General features: G+C 73.1%; 12 protein-coding genes. 4 read left to right on the plus strand and 8 right to left on the minus strand.

Annotation, left to right across the window (positions count from 1 at the left end; translation table 11 throughout):
• Positions 1-138: 138 nt before the first annotated feature.
• The 5 genes from I4Q55_RS47860 to I4Q55_RS47880 form a co-directional block, all read right to left on the minus strand.
• Positions 139-1,050: a nucleotide disphospho-sugar-binding domain-containing protein gene (locus tag I4Q55_RS47860; RefSeq protein WP_206797632.1), complete on the minus strand. Its 912-nt coding sequence runs from the start codon at positions 1,048-1,050 to the stop codon at positions 139-141.
• A 93-nt stretch (positions 1,051-1,143) separates the two neighbouring features.
• Positions 1,144-3,708, minus strand: a complete 2,565-nt coding sequence (locus tag I4Q55_RS47865) for an FtsX-like permease family protein (RefSeq protein ID WP_307793502.1) — start codon at positions 3,706-3,708, stop codon at positions 1,144-1,146.
• Entirely contained in the window at positions 3,705-4,460 is a 756-nt protein-coding gene (locus I4Q55_RS47870; RefSeq protein WP_206797649.1) for an ABC transporter ATP-binding protein, read from the minus strand. Before I4Q55_RS47870 ends, I4Q55_RS47865 begins: the two co-directional genes overlap by 4 nt.
• A gap of 14 nt (positions 4,461-4,474) precedes the next feature.
• Positions 4,475-4,708 (minus strand): hypothetical protein, encoded by a 234-nt coding sequence (locus tag I4Q55_RS47875; RefSeq protein WP_206797633.1) that lies wholly within the window; start codon positions 4,706-4,708, stop codon positions 4,475-4,477.
• Positions 4,709-4,795: 87 nt separating this feature from the next.
• Positions 4,796-5,194 carry a hypothetical protein gene (locus I4Q55_RS47880; RefSeq protein WP_206797634.1) on the minus strand — a complete coding sequence of 133 codons (399 nt, stop codon included), beginning with the start codon at positions 5,192-5,194 and terminating at the stop codon, positions 4,796-4,798.
• Between the two features lie 118 nt (positions 5,195-5,312).
• Here I4Q55_RS47880 and I4Q55_RS47885 point away from each other — a divergent pair, with 118 nt between their 5' ends.
• The 4 genes from I4Q55_RS47885 (at position 5,313) to I4Q55_RS47900 (ending at position 9,329) form a co-directional block, all read left to right on the plus strand.
• Positions 5,313-6,059: a TetR/AcrR family transcriptional regulator gene (locus I4Q55_RS47885; protein ID WP_206797636.1), complete on the plus strand. Its 747-nt coding sequence runs from the start codon at positions 5,313-5,315 to the stop codon at positions 6,057-6,059.
• A 261-nt stretch (positions 6,060-6,320) separates the two neighbouring features.
• A complete protein-coding gene (locus I4Q55_RS47890) occupies positions 6,321-7,004 on the plus strand; it encodes a PIG-L deacetylase family protein (RefSeq protein ID WP_206797638.1) in 684 nt (227 codons plus the stop codon).
• A gap of 47 nt (positions 7,005-7,051) precedes the next feature.
• A complete protein-coding gene (locus I4Q55_RS47895; protein ID WP_206797640.1) occupies positions 7,052-8,344 on the plus strand; it encodes a nucleotide sugar dehydrogenase in 1,293 nt (430 codons plus the stop codon).
• Between the two features lie 13 nt (positions 8,345-8,357).
• Positions 8,358-9,329: an NAD-dependent epimerase/dehydratase family protein gene (locus I4Q55_RS47900; RefSeq protein WP_206797642.1), complete on the plus strand. Its 972-nt coding sequence runs from the start codon at positions 8,358-8,360 to the stop codon at positions 9,327-9,329.
• Positions 9,330-9,473: 144 nt separating this feature from the next.
• Here the strand turns inward: I4Q55_RS47900 and I4Q55_RS47905 are convergent, their stop codons facing one another.
• The 3 genes from I4Q55_RS47905 to I4Q55_RS47915 all read right to left on the minus strand — a co-directional run bounded on the left by I4Q55_RS47905 (position 9,474) and on the right by I4Q55_RS47915 (position 21,009).
• Positions 9,474-17,855, minus strand: a complete 8,382-nt coding sequence (locus tag I4Q55_RS47905; protein WP_206797644.1) for a type I polyketide synthase — start codon at positions 17,853-17,855, stop codon at positions 9,474-9,476.
• Between the two features lie 104 nt (positions 17,856-17,959).
• Positions 17,960-20,587, minus strand: a complete 2,628-nt coding sequence (locus I4Q55_RS47910; protein ID WP_206797645.1) for a LuxR family transcriptional regulator — start codon at positions 20,585-20,587, stop codon at positions 17,960-17,962.
• Positions 20,588-20,847: 260 nt separating this feature from the next.
• Positions 20,848-21,009 carry a transposase family protein gene (locus I4Q55_RS47915; RefSeq protein ID WP_374194461.1) on the minus strand — a complete coding sequence of 54 codons (162 nt, stop codon included), beginning with the start codon at positions 21,007-21,009 and terminating at the stop codon, positions 20,848-20,850.
• Positions 21,010-21,064 lie beyond the last annotated feature (55 nt).

The raw sequence follows: 21,064 nt of genomic DNA on the forward strand, positions 1-21,064 counted from the left end.
TCCGGCACCAGCGGAGCAGAAAATGGCACTCACGTAATCGACCGCCTCAGGAAGTTGCCGCGATGGTGATTCCGCGAAAAACGCTACCCAGTTGTTTTCCCCGGCCCTACCCCTAACCGGGCCGGGCCGCCCCCGCAATCAGCGGATCAGTTCGGCCACGACGGCGCGCGGGGCGGGCAGCGCGGCGATTTCCTCCCGCAACGCGCGCGCGGCACGGGAAAGCTCCGCGTCGGCCGTCAGCGTGCGGATTCCTTCGCCGGCACCGGTCTTCCCGGCGCCGGCCGCCGCGATCCGCGGCGCGATCGCCGACTCGGTCAGGGAGATCTGGGGCAGCCCGTGCGCCGCCGCCGCGAGCGCGAGTGCCGCGTCGCCGTCGTGGATGACCGCGGCGCACGTCGGCAGCAGCGCGGCCGGTGGCGCGGAGTCGACCAGCCGGACGTTGGCCGGCATCGCGAGCCCGGCCGGGATGCGGGCCGGCTCGGCCGCGCACACCAGCTCGAAGTCCGCTTCCGCGACCGCGTCGAACACCGCGCCGAACATCGTTTCGCCGGTGAGCGACAGCAGCGCGCGGCTGCGCCTCGCCTTGCGGCGCAACCAGTTCGGCACCACGACGGGACCGAAGTAGGGCACGTGCCGCACCGCGCGGGCGGAACCGCTCCCGGCGCGCAACGAAGGCGGCACGGTGTCCAGCGTGATGTCCGCGCACCCCGCGGTTGCCGGGTCCGCCTCGTCCAGCGCGCCGAGCACCCGGACGGCCAGGGCCCCGACCGCCCGCGCGGCGGCCGTGCCCGCCGGCGCCCGCGCGTCGGAGACCACGACCTGGGGCCGCCACAGCTCGGCGAACTCGACCAGGGCCGCGGATTCGGCGAGCGAGGCTTCGTCCCCGCCTTCCAGCTCGACCGCGACACAACTGGTGCGGAGGATCTCTTCGACGAAAGACGGGCGTCCGGCGATTTTCACGTCGTGGCCCGCCATTCGCAACGCCCAGGCGAGCGGGGCGAGATTGTGCAGCCGGGCGGGCGATGACGGGGCGGCCATGAGCACACGCATGGAATCCACTCCAGAAAGGAAACCGGGGCACCCCCGGCGCGGTTGGTTGATTCGAGACTAACCACGCCGGAGATGCCCCAGTACCCCTATTGCTCACTGCCCGGGCAGGGTCACCGCCTCGATCGGGCTGCGGCGCATGGCGAGCCGCGCGGCCAGCGCGGTGACCGGCCAGACGATGAGGAACACCGCGGCCACCACCGCGAGGAACACCCAGATCGGCCCGGACGGGACGATCTGACCGGTCGTGATCGCCATCGGCAGCACGGTGCACAGCGCGATGACGATGCCGAGCACCAGCCCGATCACCGCGACGATGCCACCCTCGACGAACAGCATCCGCCGGACCTGGCGGCGATCGGCGCCGGCGAGCCGCTGCACCCCGAACTCCCGGCGGCGGCCGAGCACGGCCACCGCGAGCGTGTTCACCGCCGCGATCGCCGCGTAGGCGATCGCGAGCACGGCCAGCAGGTAGTTGATCAGCGCCTCGACGTCCGCGCCCGCCTGGAAGTTCCGCACCAGTGCCCCGTCGTCGCCGACGGTGGTGCCCGGGAAGGCCCGCAGCCGCTCGGTGAGCGCGGCCACCAGCGCGTCCGCGTCCTGCCCGGCCGCGGCCTTCACGAGCACCTGGGCCGGCCGGCCGGCGGTGGTGTGCGCCGCGAGGAGGTCGGCGGGCAGCACCATGCTCGGATAGCTCGACGGGCTGTCGAGCAGCGCGACCACGTTCACCGCCACCTCGGCGCCGTCGCCGAGCCGCATGGTGATCCGGTCGCCTAGCTTGATCTCCAGGTCCCCGGCGACGCTCTCGGGCAGGGCGACCGCCTCCCCGCTGAGGTTCTTGAGCGACCCCTGCGTGACCTCGGTGGCGAGCACCGAGCCGCCCTGGTCCTCGGCGGCGATGCCGAGCAGGCGCAGCGGGTCGCTGCCGTTGCCGTCGTAGGGCCGCTCGATCCAGCCGGAGCTGGTGACGAGCGGGGACGCGGTGCCGACGCCCGCCGTGCCCCGGATCCGCGTCAGCTCGTCCGGGGAAATGCCGCCGGTGTCCGTGCCGACCACCGCGTCGGCGACCAGCTGACCGGCGTAGGCCGACACCTGGGCCCGCTGCGCCGTGGTCTGCGAGTACACGTTGCCGAGCGCGACCGCGGTGGCGAGCGTGATCGGGGTGAGCGCCGCGGCGAACGCCACCGCGCGCGTCCGGGAGTTGATCACGGCCAGCGCGGCGTCCCGGCCCGCGACCCGCCGGATGACCGGGCCGAAGCGGTCGGCGACGTAGGCCATGATCTCCGGGCCGACCAGCGCCACCGCGACGGCGCCGGTGAGCAGCGCCGGGCCACCGATCGCCGCGGCCGTGTCGGCGGGCATGAACATCGTGGTGGCGGCCAGCAGCACGGTCGCGGCGGCGAACACCAGCGCCCCCATCCGGCGCAGCGGGTTCACCTTCGCGCTCGGGATCGCGGCCTCGGCCAGTGCCTGGATCGGCCGGGCCCGCGACGCGGCCAGCGCGGCGAACCACGCGGCGGCGAACGTGATCGCGAGCGTCGCGACCACGCCCGCGCCCAACGCGATGAAGTCCTGGGCGAACACCAGTTCCGGCGGCACGATGCCGAGCGACACGCTGGTGGCGAAGATCCGGTCGCCGAGCAGGCTGCCGAGGAACGCGCCGCACACCGCGGCGATCACCCCGACGGCCATGGTCTCGGCGACGACCATCCGGTGCACCTGCTTCGGTGTCGCGCCGGTGGCCCGCAGCAGCGCGATCTCCTGCTGCCGTTGCCGCACGGTCAGGCCGATCGTCGCGGAGACGACCAGCGCCATCACCACCAGCACCATCGACCCGAACACCGCCGCCAGCAGGATGAGCGGCAGCCGGCTGGCGGTCACGCCGAGGAACTCGGCCGAACCGCGGTCGTCGCCGGTCAGCACGCTGACCCCGCCGACGTTTCCGGCGATGCGCGCGGCCAGCTCGCCCGCGTCCACGCCGTCCGCGGGGAACACGCCGACGGCGCCGACGCGCCCCGGGTGGGTGGCGAACCGCTGCGTGTCGGCGGCCGAGAAGAAGAACGCGGGCGCTCGCACGGCCTGGCCCGGCTCGGCGATCCCGGCGACGGTGAAGGACTGCGGCCTGCCGTCCACCACCAGCTCCACCGTCGCCCCGGTCGCGGCCCCGGCCGCGCTCGCCGTGGCCGGGTCGAGCACGACCTGACCCGGCGCCGTGGGCGCGGCACCCTCGCGCACGGTGTAGCCGCCGAGCGCGGCGGAGTCCCAGCCGTGGCCCGCGAGCACCGGCGCCGCCGCGAGCTGCGGCGAGCCGTCACGCAGGAGCACGGCGGGGAAGGACACGTCCCGCACCGCGCGACCCACGCCCGGCACCGCGGCGATCCGGGCGACCTGTTCCTCGGACAGCCCGGCACGCTCGGCGTACGGGACCACCTCCGACTCTTCGTCGGGCAGCTTGAACCCGGGCGACCCGCCGACCACGACCGGCACCGCCGCGAGCCGCTGCGGCTTCGCCTGCAGCACGATGGCCGTCTCGAACAGCCCGGCGCACGCGATCAGCAAGCCGCAGCCGATCAGGATCGCGACGAAGGACGCGAGCGAGGCCGCCACGCGGAACCGCAGGCTGGCCAGCGCCAGGTTGAGCACCACTCGCCGCGAGCTCACCGCTGCCTCCGTGCCTTGGCCTGCGCGCCCAGCTGCGCCAGCATCGAGGCGACGGCCTCCACGCCCGGCGACGCGAGCTGGGTGACGATCCGGCCGTCCACCAGGAACAGCACGTTGTCCGCGAAGGACGCCGCCACCGGGTCGTGCGTGACCATCACGATGGTCTGCCCGGCCTGCACCAGTTCGCGCATCAGGTTCAGGACCTCGAGCGCGGTGTTCGTGTCGAGCGCGCCGGTCGGTTCGTCGGCGAACACCACCGCGGGCCGGCCCGCGAGCGCGCGGGCGATCGCGACGCGCTGCTGCTGGCCGCCGGAGAGCTCACCGGGACGGTGCTTCACGCGCTGGGCCAGCCCGACCCGCGCGATCACCTGGTCCACCCACGCCCGGTCCGGTTCGCCGCCGGCCAGCAGCGTCGGCAGGGCGACGTTCTGCTCGACGGTGAGCGCGGGCATCAGGTTGAACGACTGGAAGACGAACGCGACGTGCTCACGGCGCAGCACCGTCAGCTGGGTCTCGCTCTTGTCCTTCAGGTCGGTGCCGGCCAGCCGGACGCTGCCGGCGGTCGGCTTGTCCAGACCCGCCGCGCAGTGCAGCAACGTGCTCTTGCCGGACCCCGACGGGCCCATCACCGCGGTGAAACTGCCGGCGGGGAAGCTGACGGAGACCCCGGCGAGCGCCTCCACCGTGCTGTCACCGGAGCCGTAGGTCTTGCGCACCGAGTCCAGCTGGACCGGGGACTCGAGGGAGGTCATGGCAGGCACGTCGCTCACACCGATCCTTCCCGGGTCCGCCGCGCCGGGTCGGCGTACCACCAGACCAGCAGCACGGCTCCGCCGACGACGACCGTCCACAGCCAGAACGGCGCCTTGAAGCTCATGCTGATCAGGCACATGAGCAGCCAGATCACGAACTGGGCGCCGCCGACGACCGCCCACACGATCGTGACGATCGAGCGGGCGAGGCCGCTCTTGGACCGGGCTTGGTCGATACTTTCCGGCATGAGGTCCCCCATATCGGGTTGGCAGGATAACTGTGTAAACCTTGCACAGTTTAACGGCCGCCCGTGGCCTTGGCCACCCCGGCCCCGTCAGCCCGCCCGCGCCACCGAGCGCAGGCGGCGGTCCCACTCGCGAGCTGCCCACACGCCGGCCACCAGCACGCCGCCGCCGAACAGCACCCAAAGCGGCCACGGGTCCCAGTCGCCGCCGGTCACGCCGGTCACCAGCCAGATGACGACATGGACGGCGCTGACGAGCAGCCACAGCGCGGTCGCGATCCGCGGCGCCGCCTCGAGCGCCGGCGGGATCGCGTCGCCGGCCCGGCCGTCGACCGCGACCCGCAGCGCGGCGTGCGTGGTCGCGGTCTGGACCAGGGCGAGTCGCCGGGCCGCCTCGGCGACGTCGCACTCGCCCGTCGAGCGGATGTGCTCGATCTCGGTGGCCGCCAGCTTCCGGTCCAGCTCGGTGACCCGGCCGGCCGCGCTCATGCGCCCTCACCTCGCGCCCGCAGCGCCACAACCATTTTCCCGGCCCTCCAGCCTTAGCCCTCCGGCTTGATTAGTGTATGCCTTGCACAGTTTACTTGAGGACACCGCGGAGCGAAAGATGACGACCGAGCCCGATGCCACCGGCCAGCCGGAGCTGCCTCCCGGGCTGGCGCCTGCCTGGGGCACCCCACCGCGGCCCCGCCGGGGTCCCAAGCCGTCGCACAGCGTGGCGCAGATCGTCGCCGCCGCCGTCGAACTCGCCGACGCCGACGGGCTGGCGGCCGCGTCGCTGCCCAACATCGCCGCCTCGCTCGGGCTGACCACCAACGCGCTGTACCGCTACGTCGGCTCGAAGGACGAACTGCTGGTCCTCCTGGCGGACGCCGGGTTCGGGCCGCCCCCGGAACCGCTGGGCGGCCCGGGGTGGCGGGCCACCGCACGGGCCTGGACCGAGGCCGCGCTGGACCGCTACCGCGCCCGGCCCTGGCTGCTGGACGTCCCGGTCCGCGGCGATGCCGTCACCCCGCACCTGCTGCGCTGGACGGAAGTCCTGCTGGCGGCGCTGTCCGCCGCCGGTCTGTCCGATGTGGACGCGCTCGGCTGCGCGAGGCTGGTGGCGGACTTCACCCGCGGCACGGCCGAACGCCTGCGTGCCCGCGTCGACCCGGACTCCGCGAGTTTCCCCGCGCACGCCGACGGCGTCCGCGCGTTCCTCCGGCCCCTGCTCGCCGACCGCGGCTATCCCCACGTGGCCGCCCTCGCGACCCGGCGGGAGTACCCGACGGCCACGGACGTCGAATTCGGCCTGGACCGCGTCCTCGACGGCATCGCCGCCCTCCTCGAAGCTTCTCGAACCGGGGATTGACCGCCTTTCGGCGACACCGGCCCCCGGAAACGAGAATACGAGCGCGTACCGGGCACTTTCCACCCCTAACGGCCCCGGAACCGCGCCGGGAACCGGCGCCCCTACCCCACGCGCCGCGCGGGCCAAGGTCCGCTTTAGACCGTCTTTAGGGGTTGTCGGTCGTCGCCCGCGGATGACAGATTTCCGTCACGTCCGGAAATACATTCACCTCCGTTATGCCGTGCTCGCCACGGTGTTCGGCGCCTAGGGCTGGGGATCGGTATGCACAGGAAAATACGCAAGCTCCTGGTCGTGGGAGCGCACGGCGACGACGAGACACTCGGCGCGGGCGGCACCATCGCCCGGCTCGCCGACGAGGGCGTGACGGTGGCGCTCTGCATCCTGACCAACGACGACGGCTCGCGGTCGCCGACCGGCACCGGCGTCGTCAACCGCACCGCCGCGATCGAGCTGGCCGCGAAGACGCTGGGCATCGAACGCGTGCGCATCAACGAGTTCGGCGACAACCGCCTCGACACGGTCAGCCACCTCGAGCTCAACCGGGTCGTCGAAAACGAGGTCCGCGACTTCGAGCCCGACACCATCCTCACCACGAGCATGTGCGACCTGAGCACCGACCACGCGCTGGTCAGCCGCGCCGCGCGGGTGGCGGGCCGGCCGGGCAAGGGCAGCGTGCAGGAGGTGCGGACGTTCGAGATCCGCTCGGCCACCGACGTCGGCGAAGCCTCCGGGCTGCCGGTCACCTTTCGCCCCAACTGCTGGCAGCGCCTCGAGGAAACGCACGTCGACCGCAAGATCGAAGCGCTTCGCGCGTACGGCAAGGAACTCGAAGAGTGGCCCCACCCGCGGAGCGAACGAGGCGTCCGCGCCCTCGCCGAATACCGCGGTTCGCAGATCTCCTCCGGTCTCGCCGAAGCGTTCGAGATCGTCCGGATCGTGCACTGAATTCGCCTCAGACCACTTCGAACCGCGCAAGAGACGGGTGAACCGGAATGACCAGTACTGTCGCTGAATACGAAACCCTGGCCGACCTGAACAAGCTGACCTCGGTCGCGGTGATCGGGATGGGCTACGTCGGCCTCCCGACCGCGCTCGGCCTGCACGAGAACGGCGTCGAGGTGATCGGCATCGACCTCTCGCAGAACCGCCTCGACGCGATCCGCGCCGGCGAGGTCGACCTGATCGACGCCGACCACCGCCGGCTGGAGAAGGCCGTGCACCAGGAGGACTTCCAGCTCACCACCGACTCGGCGCGGATGGCCGGCGCCGACGCGGTGCTGGTGTGCGTGCCGACCGGGCTCGACGAGTACCTGATGCCCGACCTCGGCCCGCTGGAGAGCGCCTGCGCGGCGCTGATCGCGCACGCGCGGACCGGCCAGACCCTGATCCTCACCTCCACCAGCTACGTCGGCACCGCCGGGCGGCTGCTGGTCAAGCCGCTGATCGCCAAGGGGTTCAAGGTCGGCCGCGACATCTTCGTCGCGTCCAGCCCCGAGCGCATCGACCCCGGCAACGTCACGCACACGCAGCAGGAAACCCCGCGCGTGCTGGGCGGGGTGACCCCGACCTGCACCGCGATGGCGCAGCGCGTGATCAACCTGCTGACCCCGCGGGTGCACTGCGTCAGCTCCGCCGAAGCGGCTGAGCTGACCAAGTTGTACGAGAACACGTTCCGCGCGGTGAACATCGCGCTGGCCAACGAGTTCGCGGAGATCAGCGACGGCTTCTCGATCGACCCCATCGAGGTGATCGACGCGGCGGCGAGCAAGCCCTACGGCTTCATGGCCTTCCACCCCGGCCCCGGCGTCGGCGGCCACTGCATCCCGTGCGACCCGCACTACCTGCTGTGGCAGCTGCGGGCGACGCAGAACAACGCGCCGCTGGTCACCCAGGCCATGCACGCCATCGCCGAGCGGCCGAAGCAGGTCGTCGAGCGGGTGGTGAACACGTTGTCCCGCAACGGGAAGGGCATGGCGGGCGCCCGGGTGCTGGTGGTCGGCGTGACGTACAAGCCCGGCGTCCAGGACGTCCGGTCCTCCTCCGCGCTGGACATCATCGACCTGCTGGCGGCGAAGGACGCGAAGGTCGGCTACTACGACCCGCTGGTGCCGAACATCCGCGTCACGGGCGGCGCGCTGGACAGCGTCACCGAGCCGGACGGCGGCGACTGGGACGTCGCCCTGATCCACACCATCCAGCCCGGCCACGGCTACGACTGGCTCGCGCGGTGCGAGGTCGTCATCGACGCCACCTATCGCTTCGATTCCGCGCTTTTTGCGAACTGAGAGGACTTCCGACGTGCGTTACCTCATCACCGGCGGTGCCGGCTTCATCGGCTCCCACCTGACCGAGCACCTCCTGCGGGGCGGCCACGAGGTCGTCGCGCTCGACAACCTCAGCACCGGCACGCTCGACAACCTCGCCGCCCACCGGGACGACCCCGCGTTCCGGTTCGTGCGCGGCTCGGTGACCGACCCGGCGGCGGTCGAGGGGTGCATGCCCGGCGTCGACGCGATCTTCCACCTCGCGGCCGCGGTCGGCGTCTTCACCATCCTCGACAAGACGATGGAGAGCCTCCGCACCAACCTGCACGGCACCGAAACGATGCTGGACGCCGCGCTGCAGCACGACGTGCCGATCCTGGTGGCGTCCACCAGCGAGATCTACGGCAAGAACACCGCCGACGGCCTCACCGAGGACGCCGACCGGATCATCGGCTCGCCGTTGAAGAACCGCTGGTCCTACGCCGAGGCCAAGGCACTGGACGAGACGTTCGCCCACCTGTACGCGGTCGAGCACGGCCTGCGCACGGTGATCGTCCGCCCGTTCAACACGGTCGGCCCCCGCCAGACGGGCCGCTACGGCATGGTCATCCCCCGGTTCGTGACGCAGGCACTGGCCGGCGAGCCGATCACGGTGTTCGGCGACGGCCAGCAGACGCGCTGCTTCTGCCACGTCCACGACGTCGTGCCCGCGCTGGTGGCCCTGCTGGCCGACGAAACGGCGTACGGCAAGGTGTTCAACCTCGGCAGCACCGAGCAGACGACGATCTCGCAGCTCGCCGAGCGCGTGATCGCCGCGACCGGGTCTTCGAGCACGATTTCGAAGGTGCCGTACGAGGAGGCCTACGGCGACGGCTACGAGGACATGCAGCGCCGCATCCCGGACTGCACGCGGGCGAACCGGCAGATCGGCTTCGCGCCGGCCCGCACCCTGGACGACATCATCGCCGCGGTCGTCGCCGACCGCCGTGGTGCCGGGAGCCGCTGACCGGGAAGGCACTTCGGGTTGCCGCCGACCGCAGCCGCGGTCGGCGGCACAGTGCTGTGTGCTGTCCCGCCACCCCGAACCCGACCACCAAAACCGCGAACCCCGCGCCGTAGCGCGGGGTTCGCGGTGTTCATTACGGAGAACTCACGAACCGAGCCACTCCTCGACCGCCTGTGCCGTCGTCGCCGCGTCGGCCTCGACCAGGCTGAAGTGGTCGCCCGGGACCACCACGTCCGTGCCGGCGAGGCTCCACGCCGTTCGCCAGGCCTCCGAGTCCGAAGGCTCGGCCTCGCCGACGCTGAACCGGTCCTCCGGCCGCACCAGCAGGCTCGGCGCCGCGATCTCGGGCAGGGCGATCTCGGGGAGGATGTCCAGGTACCGGGCGAGCGCGGTGAGCTTGGTCCGGTCGTACGGCCCGTACCGCTCCTCGTTGTCCAGCAGCCCCGAGACCAGGCCGAGGGTGGCCTTGTCCCGCTCCTCCTGGTCGCTGCGCCGCACGTCCTCGCCACTGGCGGCGTAGGTGTCCAGCAGGACGACCGCGGCCGGGCCGGTGCCCGACTCCTCCAGCCGGCCCGCGACGGCGTGCGCGAGGATCCCCGCCGACGAATAACCGAGCAACGCGAACGGCTCGTCGCCGATCGCCTTGTGGATGCTCTCGGTCAGCACGTCCACGATGGCCTCGGCCGACTCGGGCAGCCGCTCGCCCGCCAGGAAGCCCGGCATCGGCACCGCCGACAGCGTGCGCACGCCACGGAAGTGCGTGGCCAGCCGCGCGTACTGGTACGCGCCGCCCATCGCCGCCGGGGTGGCCAGGCAGAACAGCTGCGTCCGCCGTGTTCCCTCGGTCAGCCGGACCGGTGCCGGCAGCTGGTCGATGTCCGCCGCCGACCGGAACGCCGGGCGCAACCGGGCCGCCGCGCTCAGCAGGCCGAGCCCTTCCTCCGTCTGCCCCGCGCGGACGGCCTCGGTGAACAGCTGCTTCAGCCCGTCGGACGCCGGATCCGCGGCGCCGGGGACGGCGTCGAGTTCGGCCAGCAGGTGCGCGGTCAGCGCCACCGGGGTCTGGTGGTCGAAGACGACCGTCTGGGCCACGTCCAGCCCGGTGGCCTCGTTGAGGCTGTTGCGCAGGCCCACCGCGGTGACCGAGTCGAAGCCCGATTCGAGGAAGTGCCGGTTCGGGTCGACCGCGTCGGGGTCCGCGTAGCCGAGCACGGCCGCGGTGTGCTCGAGCACGATCCGCAGGAGGAGCTTCTCCCGCTGGGCCGGGCCGTGCCCGGCCAGCCGCTTGCGCAGCGCCGCCGGGTCGGCCGCGACGGCCGGGCTCGCCGCGCGCCGTGCCGGCGCCGGTCCCCGTCGTCCGGTCCTGGTGGTCTCCGCGGGCGCGCCTGCGGTTTCCCGCACCTCGGCGACGGGGCGGACCGTCACGGCCTCGATCGAGGCCACCGGCTTGCCCGCCTGATCGGCCAGCGTCACCGCGACCGCGTCCGCACCGAGCGGGGTCAGCCGCACCCGCAGCTTCGACGCCGCGGTGGCGTGCAGCTCGACCCCCGTCCAGGCCACCGGGAGCCCCGGCTGCCCGCCCGGGCGCAGGCCGAACGCCTGCACCGCGGCGTCCAGCGCGGCCGGGTGCAGGCCGAACCGGTCGGCCTGCAGGCTCGCCTCCTGACCGAGGCTCACCTCGGCGAACACCTCGGCACCCCGGCGCCAGCCCGCGCGCAGGCCCTGGAACGCGGGGCCGTAGCCGAGCCCCGCGGCGGCCAGCGCCGCGTCCCGGCCGGTCACCGGCACCGGTTCGGCCCCGGCGGGCGGCCACTCCGCCAGTCCCGCCGGCTTGACCGTTCCGCCGCCGGCCAGCTGCCCGGTCGCGTGCCGGGTCCACGTGGCGATCGGGTCGTCGGCGCGCGAATACACCGTCAGCGTCCGGGCCCCGGCCTCGTCGCGCGCGCCGACCACGGCCTGGACCTGCACCTTTCCGCGCTCCGGCAGCACGAGCGGCGTGTGCACGGTCAGCTCCTCGACCCGGCCGCAGCCCGCTTCGTCGCCGGCGCGGACGGCGATCTCGACGAACGCCGCCCCCGGCACCAGGATCTCGCCGCCGACGGTGTGCTCGGCCAGCCACGGGTGGGTGGCGAGCGAGAGCCTGCCGCTGAGCACGAGGCCGTCCGAGTCCGCCGGCCACATCGCCGCGCCGACGAGCGGGTGCCCGGTCGACTCGAGCCCGGTGGTGGCCAGGTCGCCGCTCGCCCTGATCGCCTCCATGTCCAGGTCCGGCCAGAACCGCTTGCGGTGGAACGCATACGGCGGCACCGGCACCCGCCGCACCTCCTGCCCGGCGAACAGCCGGGTGCCGTCGAGGCCGAGGCCGTCCACGTGCAGCTGCCCGGCCGCCCGCAGCACCGCGGTGGTCTCGGCGTGGTCGCCGGCCAGCACGGTCAGGGCGGTGACGTCCTCGCCCGGCCCGGTCAGGCCGGACCGCACGTGCGCCACCAGCCCCCCGCCGGGGCCGAGGTCCACGAACCGGTTCACGCCCGCCGCCTCCAGACTGCGGACCGCGTCGAGGAAGCGGACCGGCTGCCGCAGGGTGGCCACCCAGTGCGCGGGCTCGGCCAGCTCGGCCCCGGCCGGGGCACCGGTGACCGTCGAGACCACCGGAATGCGCGCGGCACCGTACGCCGGCTCCGCGGCGATCTCGGCCAGCTCGTCCAGCACCTCGTCCACCAGCGGCGAATGCGCGGCCTGCCGCACGGACAGCCGCCGGGTCTCCCGGCCCCGTTCCGCCCAGTGGGCGGCGATCTCGAGCACCGCTTCCTCGTCGCCGGACAGGACGACGGAATCCGGCCCGTTGACCTCGGCGAGTGCCACCTTCGCGCTCAGCAGCGGGCGGACCTCGTCCTCGCTCGCCGCGACCGCGACCATCGCGCCGCCCGGCAGCTCTTCCAGCAGCTGCGCGCGACTCGCGACGAGCTTGACCGCGTCCGGCAGCGACAGCACGCCCGCCACGTGCGCGGCCGCGACCTCGCCGCCGGAGTGGCCGAGCACGAAGTCCGGTCGCTGCCCCCAGAACTCGAGCAGCCGGAACAGGGCGACCTGCACGGTGAACAACGCCGCGTGCGCGAACGTCGCCCGGTCGAGCAGCTGCGCACCGGCCGAGTGCTCCTCGGCGAACAGCGCGTCCGTCAGCGGCCGGTCCAGGTATGCCCGGAACCTCTCGCTCACCTCGGTGAACTCCCTGGCGAACGCGGGGAAGGCCGCGCAGAGGTCCGCGCCGGTGCCGGGCCGGACGACGCCGTGGCCGGAGAACAGGAACGCCGTCTTCGCGCCCGCGCGGACGCTGCCGCGCAGCACTGTCGCGACGGGCTCGTCCTTCGCCAGCGCGGCGAGCCCGTCGAGCAGCTGCTGCCGGTCCTCGCCGATCACGGCCGCGCGGTGCGAAGCCGCGGTCCGGAAGGTGGCCAGCGAGTACGCGAGGTCGTGCGGGTCGGGTGCGTCACCGGCGGTCAGCCGGGACAGCAACCGCTGTGCCTGCAGCGGCACGGCTTCCCGGCTGCGCGCCGACAGCAGCAGCGGCGGCAGCGGCCCGTCCCGCTCGGGCGTGGCGGGTTCTTCCCGCTTCTCCGGCGCGGGCGCCTGCTCGATGATCACGTGCGCGTTGGTCCCGCTGTACCCGAAGGAGGAGACACCGGCGCGCCGCGGACGTCCGTGGCCGGGCCACGGGATGGTCTCCGCCAGCAGCCTGACCTGCCCCGCCGACCAGTCGACCTGTTCGGTCGGGTTGCCGGCGTACCGGGTCATCGGCAGCTGCCCGTGCCGCAGCGCCATCACCATCTTGATGACGCCGGCGACCCCGGAGGCGGCCTGGCTGTGCCCGATGTTCGACTTGACCGAGCCCAGCCACAGCGGCCGGTCCGCCGGCCGGTCCTGCCCGTAGACCGACAGCAGGGCGCGCGCCTCGATCGGATCGCCCAGGGTCGAGCCGGTCGCGGACGCCTCCACCACGTCCACATCGGACGGTCGCAGCCCGGCGACGGCGAGAGCCCGGCGGATCACGCGTTCCTGCGAGGGACCGCTCGGCGCGGTCAGCCCGTTGGACGCGCCGTCCTGGCCCACCGCGCTCGACCGGATCACCGCGAGGACCTCGCGGCCGTCGCGCAGGGCGTCCGAAAGCCGGGCGACCACGAGGACACCGACACCTTCGGACCAGCCGATGCCGTCCGCGTCGGCGGAGAAGGACTTGGACCGGCCGTCGGCGGCGGTGCCGCCGGAATCGAAGTGGGCGAACGGGCTCGGCGAGGTGAGCGCCGAAACGCCCCCGATCAGCGCGAGCGAGCAGTCGCCCTGGTTCAGCGCGTGGCTCGCCGTGTGCAGCGCCACCAGGGACGACGAGCAGGCGGTGTCGATCGAGACCGACGGCCCCTCCAGGCCGAGCGCGTAGGACACCCGGCCGGACACCACGCTGCCGAGCACGCCGGTGCTGCGGAACAGGCCGTTGGTCGCCATGTCGCCGGCCGGCCCGGGGTCGAAGTCCGACTTCATCACCCCGGCGAACACCCCGGTGTCGCTGCCCTTGAGCGAAACCGGGTCGATCCCGGCCCGCTCCAGCGCCTCCCAGCTGGCCTCCATCAGCATCCGCTGCTGCGGTTCGATCATCGCCGCTTCGTGCGGGCTGATCCCGAAGAAGGCCGCGTCGAAGCCGGTGATGCCGGGCACGAACCCGCCCTGCGGCTGCCGCCCGCTCGCCTCGACGAGGCCGAGCCAGTAGTCCATGTCCCAGGACCGGTCCGTGGGGAACGGCGAGACCCCGTCACCGCCGGTGGCCGCGAGCTGCCACAGCTCTTCCGGGCTGCCGACCTCTCCCGGGTACCGGCACGCCATCCCGATGATCGCGATCGGCTCGTCACCGGCGACGGTCGTCGGCGCGACCGGCTCCTGCCTGGCGCCCAGCTCGCCGAGCAGTGCCTGGTACAGGTGCTCGGCCAGGTCCGCCGCGGTCGGGAAGTCGAACACCAGGGTGGGCGGCAGGGACAGCCCGGTGGCCGCGCCGAGCTGGTTGCGCAGCTCGACGGCGAGCAGGGAGGTGAAGCCGAGGTCGTTGAACACGCGGTCGGCGTCGATGAGGTCCGCCGAGTCCTGGTCGAGCACCGCGGCGACGTTGGCGAGGACGAACCCCCGCACGGCCTTGAGCCGTTCGGTGGCCGGAAGCGCGAGCAGCTTGCCCCGCAAGGAGTCCGGGTCGGCCTCGGGGGCGGCCGGCGCGGGTGCCCGGGCGGGTGCCCGGCGCACCGCCGCGGCACCGCGGGCGGCGGCCAGCTGCTCCTCGGAGAGCTGCCGCAGTTTCAGCGAGGCGACCGCGGCGACCGGGTTTCCGGCCACGTCGGCGAGGTCCAGCGAGACGACGTCGGTGTCCGTGCGCCGCAACCGCACCCGCGCCGCCGCGGCACCCGAGGCGAACAGCTCCACCCCGGACCAGGCGTACGGGACCGACACGCCCTCCGCGTCACCCGCGAAACCGAGCGCGTGCAGCGCCGCGTCGAGCACCGCGGGGTGCAGCCCGAAGCCCGCCGCGTCCCGCCGGGCCCGTTCGGGCAGGCTCACTTCGGCGAAGACCTCGTCCGCACCGCGCCACGCGGCTCGCAGGCCACGGAACACCGGCCCGTAGTCCAGGCCGCGCTCCACCATCTCCTCGTACATTCCCGTGAGGTCCAGCGGCTCGGCCCCGGCGGGTGGCCAGGAGGCCGGCGCGAACGACGTCGTGCCGGTCGCGGCGACCAGCACGCCGGCGGCGTGCCGCGTCCACGTCCCGTCACCGGTGAGGTCGTCGGTGCGCGAGCTGATCGCGAACGCGCGTGCCCCGGATCCGTCCGGGGCGTCGACGCTCACCTGGATCCGGACGCCACCGCCGTCGGGCAACGCCAGCGGCGCGTGCAGCGTCAGTTCCCGCAGCCGGGAGCAGTCCACCCGGTCCCCCGCCCGGATCGCCAGTTCCACGAAAGCCGTGCCGGGGAAGAGGATCGAGCCGCCCACCGCGTGGTCGGTCAGCCAGGGATGGGTGCCGGCGGAGACGCGCCCGGACAGCACGACGCCCTCGGAGTCCGCGAGCACGGTGGCCGCACCCAGCAGCGGGTGATCCACCGGTTCGAGGCCGAGGGCGACCGGGTCGCCGTAGATCGGGGCCGACTGCAGCCAGTACCACTTCCGCTGGAAGGCGTACGTGGGCAGGTCGGCCGGACGCGCGCCACGGCCGGCGAAGCACGCCCGCCAGTCCGGCGAGACCCCGTGCGCGTGCAGCGTTCCGGCCAGGGTGGTCACGGTTTCCGCGGACCGGTCCCCGCTCGTCGCGGACACCACGAGGGCGTTGCCCGTCAGGCTTTCCCGCGCACCCGCCGGGCCGAACTCGACGAACCGGTTCACGCCCTGGGCTTCGAGGTACCGGACCCCGTCCGCGAAGCGTGCCTTCGCGGCGAGCCGCCGGACCCAGTAGGCCGGCGTGCACAACTCCTCGTCGGTGGCCGGCTGGGCGCCGCCGCCCGGCAGCACCGGGATGTGCGGCGCCGTGTAGGTCAGCCCTTCGGCGATCTTGTTTACGTCGGTGCCGGTCCCCGCCACCAGCGCGGCCGCGTCCGACAGCGACAGCACCCCGGAAACGTGGGCGGCGCTCAGCTCGCCCACCCCGTGCCCGGTGACGAAGTCCGGGGTGATCCCCCAGGATTCCAGCAGCCGGAACAACGCCACCTCGACGGCGAACGCGGTGCCGTTCCCCCCGTCGCCGTGCTCGGCGAGCTTCGCGAGGGCTTCTTCGTGGGCCGCGGCGAACGCCGGGAACGTGGCGGCCAGCTCTCCGCTGCCCGGAACCGCGTTGCCGGAGAACAGGAAGGCCGTCGACATCTCCCCGCGGGCCACCCCGTGCACGACCGCGGCCGAGGACTCGCCCACGGCCACGTCGGCCAGGCCGCTCAGCAGGTCTTCGCGGCCGGTCCCGGTGACCACGGCCCGGTACGGGAACGCCGACCGGCCGGTGGCCAGCGCGTAGCCGACGTCGAGCGGGTCGAGCTCGGGGTTGCCGCGGACGTGCTCCAGCAGCCGCGCCGCCTGCGCGCGCAGCGACTCGGGGTTCCGGCCGGACAGCACCCACGGGATCGGCGTGCTCGCCGGGATTTCCCGCTCCGCGGAGACTTCCTCGGGCTCGGGTGCCTCCTCCAGGATCACGTGCGCGTTGGTGCCGCTCATGCCGAACCCCGACACCGCGGCCCGGCGTGGCCGTTCGCCGCGCGGCCAGGCCACGGGTTCGGTGAGCAGCGCGACGCCGCCGGAGGCCCAGTCCACCCGGTGGCTCGGCTCGTCCACGTGCAGTGTCTGCGGCAGGAGCTCGTTCCGGAGCGCGAGCACGACCTTGAGCAGCGACGCCACCCCCGCGGCGGCCTGGGTGTGCCCGAGGTTCGACTTGACCGAGCCCAGCCACAGCGGCCGTCCTTCCGGCCGGTCCTGCCCGTAGGTGGCCAGCAGCGCCTGCGCCTCGACCGAGTCGCCGAGCGGGGTCGCCGTGCCGTGCGCTTCCACGAGGTCGACCTGGTCGCCCGGCACCTGGGCGTTGGCCAGCGCCTGGCGGATCACCCGCTGCTGGGCCGGGCCCCGCGGCGACATCATCCCGTTCGAGGCGCCGTTCTGGTTGACCGCGCTGCCGCGGACGACCGCGAACACCGGGTGGCCGTGGCGGCGCGCGTCGGAAAGCCGTTCCAGCAACAGCATCCCGGCGCCTTCGGACCAGCCGATGCCGTCCGCGGACTCGGCGAACGACCGGCACCGGCCGTCGACGGACAGCGTGTCGTCGACGCTGAATTCGGCGAAGGTCTGCGGGGAGGCCATCACCGACACGCCGCCGGAGAGCGCGAGCGAGCACTCGCCCTGGCGCAGGGCCTGCACGGCCATGTGCAGGGTCACCAGCGAGGACGAGCACGCGGTGTCCACGGTGACCGTGGGCCCTTCGAGGCCGAACGCGTAGGCGAGCCGGCCGGACACCACCGCGGAGGAACCGTAGTGGCCCGGGTAGTTGTGGTACATCACCCCGGTGAACACCCCGACCGGGCTGCCCTTCACCGAGGCGGGCGGGATGCCGGCCCGCTCGAACGACTCCCAGGTGGTCTCCAGCAGCAGGCGCTGCTGCGGGTCCATGGTGAGCGCCTCGCGCTCGCCGAACCCGAAGAACCCGGCGTCGAACTCGGGAGCGTCGTGCAGGAACCCGCCGTACCGGGTGCGGCTGGCGCCGGGCCGCTCGCCGGTCGGGTCGTAAAGCCGGTCGGTGTCCCAGCCGCGGTCGGTGGGGAACTCGCCGACGACGTCGGCGCCGTCGGCCAGCAGCCGCCACAGCTCCTCCGGCGTGCTCACGCCGCCGGGAAACCGGCAGGCCATGCCGACGATGGCGATCGGCTCGTGACCGGCCTCGCTGAGCTTCTTGTTCTGCGCGCGAAGACGCTCGGTTTCCTTCAGGGACACACGGAGGGCGTGAACCAGCTTGTCGTCGGACTTGTTCATGCAGACCTTCTCCTGAGTCACATGGTCGTCGGCGCGGTACGTTACGAGCGAGCGCGGGGCGCACCCCACCCCTAGCCGTGGGCGGGGCACCCCTGACAGAACCGCTAGAAATGGCTTCGGGGGTTTTCGACGGGGGTCAGTTCGGAGGCCAGCGAGGCGCGTCCGGCGACGCCGAGCTTGCGGTACACGCGGGTGAGGTGCTGTTCGACCGTGCTCACCGTGATGTACAGCGTCTGGGCGATCTGCCGGTTCGTGTGACCCTCCGCCGCGAGCTCGGCGACCCGCAGCTCGGCTTCGCTCAGCGCCGAAGACGCCGAAGCGGGTTCCGGGCGCGCGAGGGCGGGCCGGGCCGCGGCCGGCGGGCGGGCCAGCGGCGACCGGGCGGCCTGCCGCGGCACGTGAACCGGCTTCACCAGGCCCGTGGCGCGTTCCGCGCGCTGGCCGAGCTGGTTGAGCGTGCGCATGGTCTTCGCCAGCTCCAGCCGGTCGCCGGACCCTCTGAAGGCCTCGGCCGCCCGGCCGAGCAGCCCGGGACGCGCCGCGGCGTCGCCGGCCAGCGCCAGCACCCGCAGGGCGGCGCCCCGCGAGTAGGCGTCGGTCGGTGCGGCGCACGCGAGCTGCTGCCGGGCCAGCTCGACGGCCAGTGTCGGGTTGCCCAGCCGCAGGTTGCCCTCGGCGAGATCGGTGCGCCACGGCACGATCGTCGGCAGCTCGAGGTTCCACTCGCGCAGGATCCGCTGGCACTGCTGGAAATCGCTGACCGCGGCGAGTCCCCGGTTGGTCGCCAGGTGGAAGTGCCCCCGCGCCCGCAGGTACCGGACGCCGCCCAGCGTCGTCATCGCCGCGTCCGGCAACGGGTGCCGCAGTACCGCCGCCGCTTCCTTGAACGCCCCGGTCGCGGTGTGCGCGCTGAGCAGTGTCGCCAGCGGGTGGCAGATCGCGACGCCCCAGTTCGGCGCGTCCAGCAGGGCCAGCGCCGCCTTCGCCCGCTCCGCCGCGCCCGCGGCGTCGCCCCGGCGCAGCAGCAGGCTCGCCCCGACCGCGTCGAGCATCGCCTTCCACGTCACCGCGCCGCGGTACTCGGCCTCCTCGCTGAGCGAGGTCCACCAGCCTTCGGCGCGGTCGGCCTTGTTGTCGTGGGCCAGCGCGAGGATGGCGGTGGCGAGTGCCTCGAGCGAGGTGTCCGAGAGCCGGCAGTTCTGCAGGATCCGTTCCGCGCACGCCGAAGTCGCTTCGGTGCCGCCGGTGTGCCACACCGCGGCGAGCGCGTTGGCCGTGCGCAGCCACGGATCGTCCGGTTCGGCCGAAGCCGCCGAGACGCCGTAGTGCCAGTGCCCGGCCAGGCCGAACTCGGCGGCCGTGCGCGGGTCGAGCGGCTCGATGTCGTCGCGGAGCGCGCCGAACGCGCCCTCGAAAGTGTCGCGCTCGCCGAGCCACAGCGCCTGTCGTGCGAGCGCGATCCGGTCGGCCTGGTCCAGCGAGTCACCGGCGTCGCGCAGCGACTGCCGGTGCGGCGCGGCGGCGGCCGGGTTCACCCGCCAGGTGATCTTGGCCAGCAGCTGCGAGATCATCTGCTGCTCCCACCGCGCCGCCGCCACCGACGCGGCGAGCTTCAGGCAGCGGGTGGCGAAGTCGATGTCGTCCGCGAGCATCACCTCTTCGGCCGCGGCCACCAGCACCGGCAGTGCCCATTCGGCGTTCGCCTCACCCGCGGCCACGAGGTGCCGGGCGACATCGGCCGGGGGCAGCCCTCGCGCGTGCTTCACTTCGGCGGCTCGCGCGTGCAGCCGCACCTTCTCGGGCCCGCGCAGCCCACCCACCACGGCGGCCGCGGCCGGCGGCTGCCGGAACCGGACACCCGCGATCAGTCCGGTGTCGGCGAGCCGGCCGGCCGACGTCTCGGCGTCGAGCGGGTCCACACCGGCGACGAGGGCCACCGCGTCGGTGGTGACATCGGTGTCCAGCACCGCGATCGCCGTCGCCACCTCGCGCAGCGGCGAGTCGTAGTGGTGCAGAAGCCGTTGCACGGCCTCGGAGTACGCCGAGCCGGTGTCCGCGCTGCCGCGGTGGGCGTCGAGAAGAGCGTTGACCAGCAACGGGTTTCCACCACTGAGCTCGTGGATCTGCTCGGGTACTACGTCCTGGTCCTCCGCCGCCACCAGCTCCGCGATGGCCCGCACGGAAAGCGGCGTCAGCTGCACGTGCCGGTGCGGCTGCGCGGCGAACGGCTGCCCACCGCCCCCGTACCAGGAGTCGGCGTGGTTGAACACCAGCAGCAACCCGGCCGACCGCGTCCGGCGCTGCAGGCGCAGGAGCAGCCGCGCGGAGGTTTCGTCCACGTGGTGGAGGTCGTCGACGGCCACGAGCACCGCGCGCTCGCGGGCCAGCCGGTGCACCGCGCTGCACAGCCCGGCGATCCCGTCGTCGGTGCCGTCGCCGGGATAGCGTTCGGTCAGCACGCCCGGCAGCGCGGGGCTCGCCAGCAGCTGGTCGATCACCCCACCCGCCACGTCCTGCTCGTCGGCGGCCCCGGTCGCGGTGAGGGTGAGGATGCCCAGTTCCCGGGCACTCGCCACCACCTGGTTCTGCAGCTGGGTCTTGCCACTGGCCGGTCCACCACCGACCAGGACGGTTTCGCCCGCACCGGCCTCACAGCCGATCAGCAACGCCTCGAGGAATGCCAAGGCTTCCTGCGGGTCGTTTCGGCGGTTCTGCCCCCAGATCGCGCCCATACGCAAGCTCCTCGAAGAAGACGGTTCGCTTCTTGCCTTTTCGACGGTGGCAGGGGGTCCCTAAGTGCAGCCAACCTCGATCTAAAGTCACCCGAAGAGGTGACTTGACTACGCACGGTTCACGGCCGGGCTGATTGATCTTGGGCGGTGCGCCGGGCTGATCGCCTCGTGGCGCCGAAGACGCTCGCCGCGCGGGTGGTTCGGCGCCCCAATGTGGCCTTCGGTGCGTTCAACGCAACCAAGGCCACATTGAGGTTTTCTCAGTAGCGTCCGTGGTGTTCGTGGTGGGTGAGGACGAGGGCGGCTTGGACGATGTGGCCGATGCGGTGGGGGCAGAGGGTGATGCGGTGCAATGCCTGCCAGCGGGTTTTGAGGATGGCCATGGCGCGTTCACCCAGGGCCCGGGCTCGGGCGTGCAGCATGTTGTGGACCCGTTGCCGGGCGTTGAGGGGTGGTTGACCTGCGGTTTTCTTGAAC

Source organism: Amycolatopsis sp. MtRt-6 (assembly GCF_017308975.1).
Lineage (GTDB): Bacteria > Actinomycetota > Actinomycetes > Mycobacteriales > Pseudonocardiaceae > Amycolatopsis.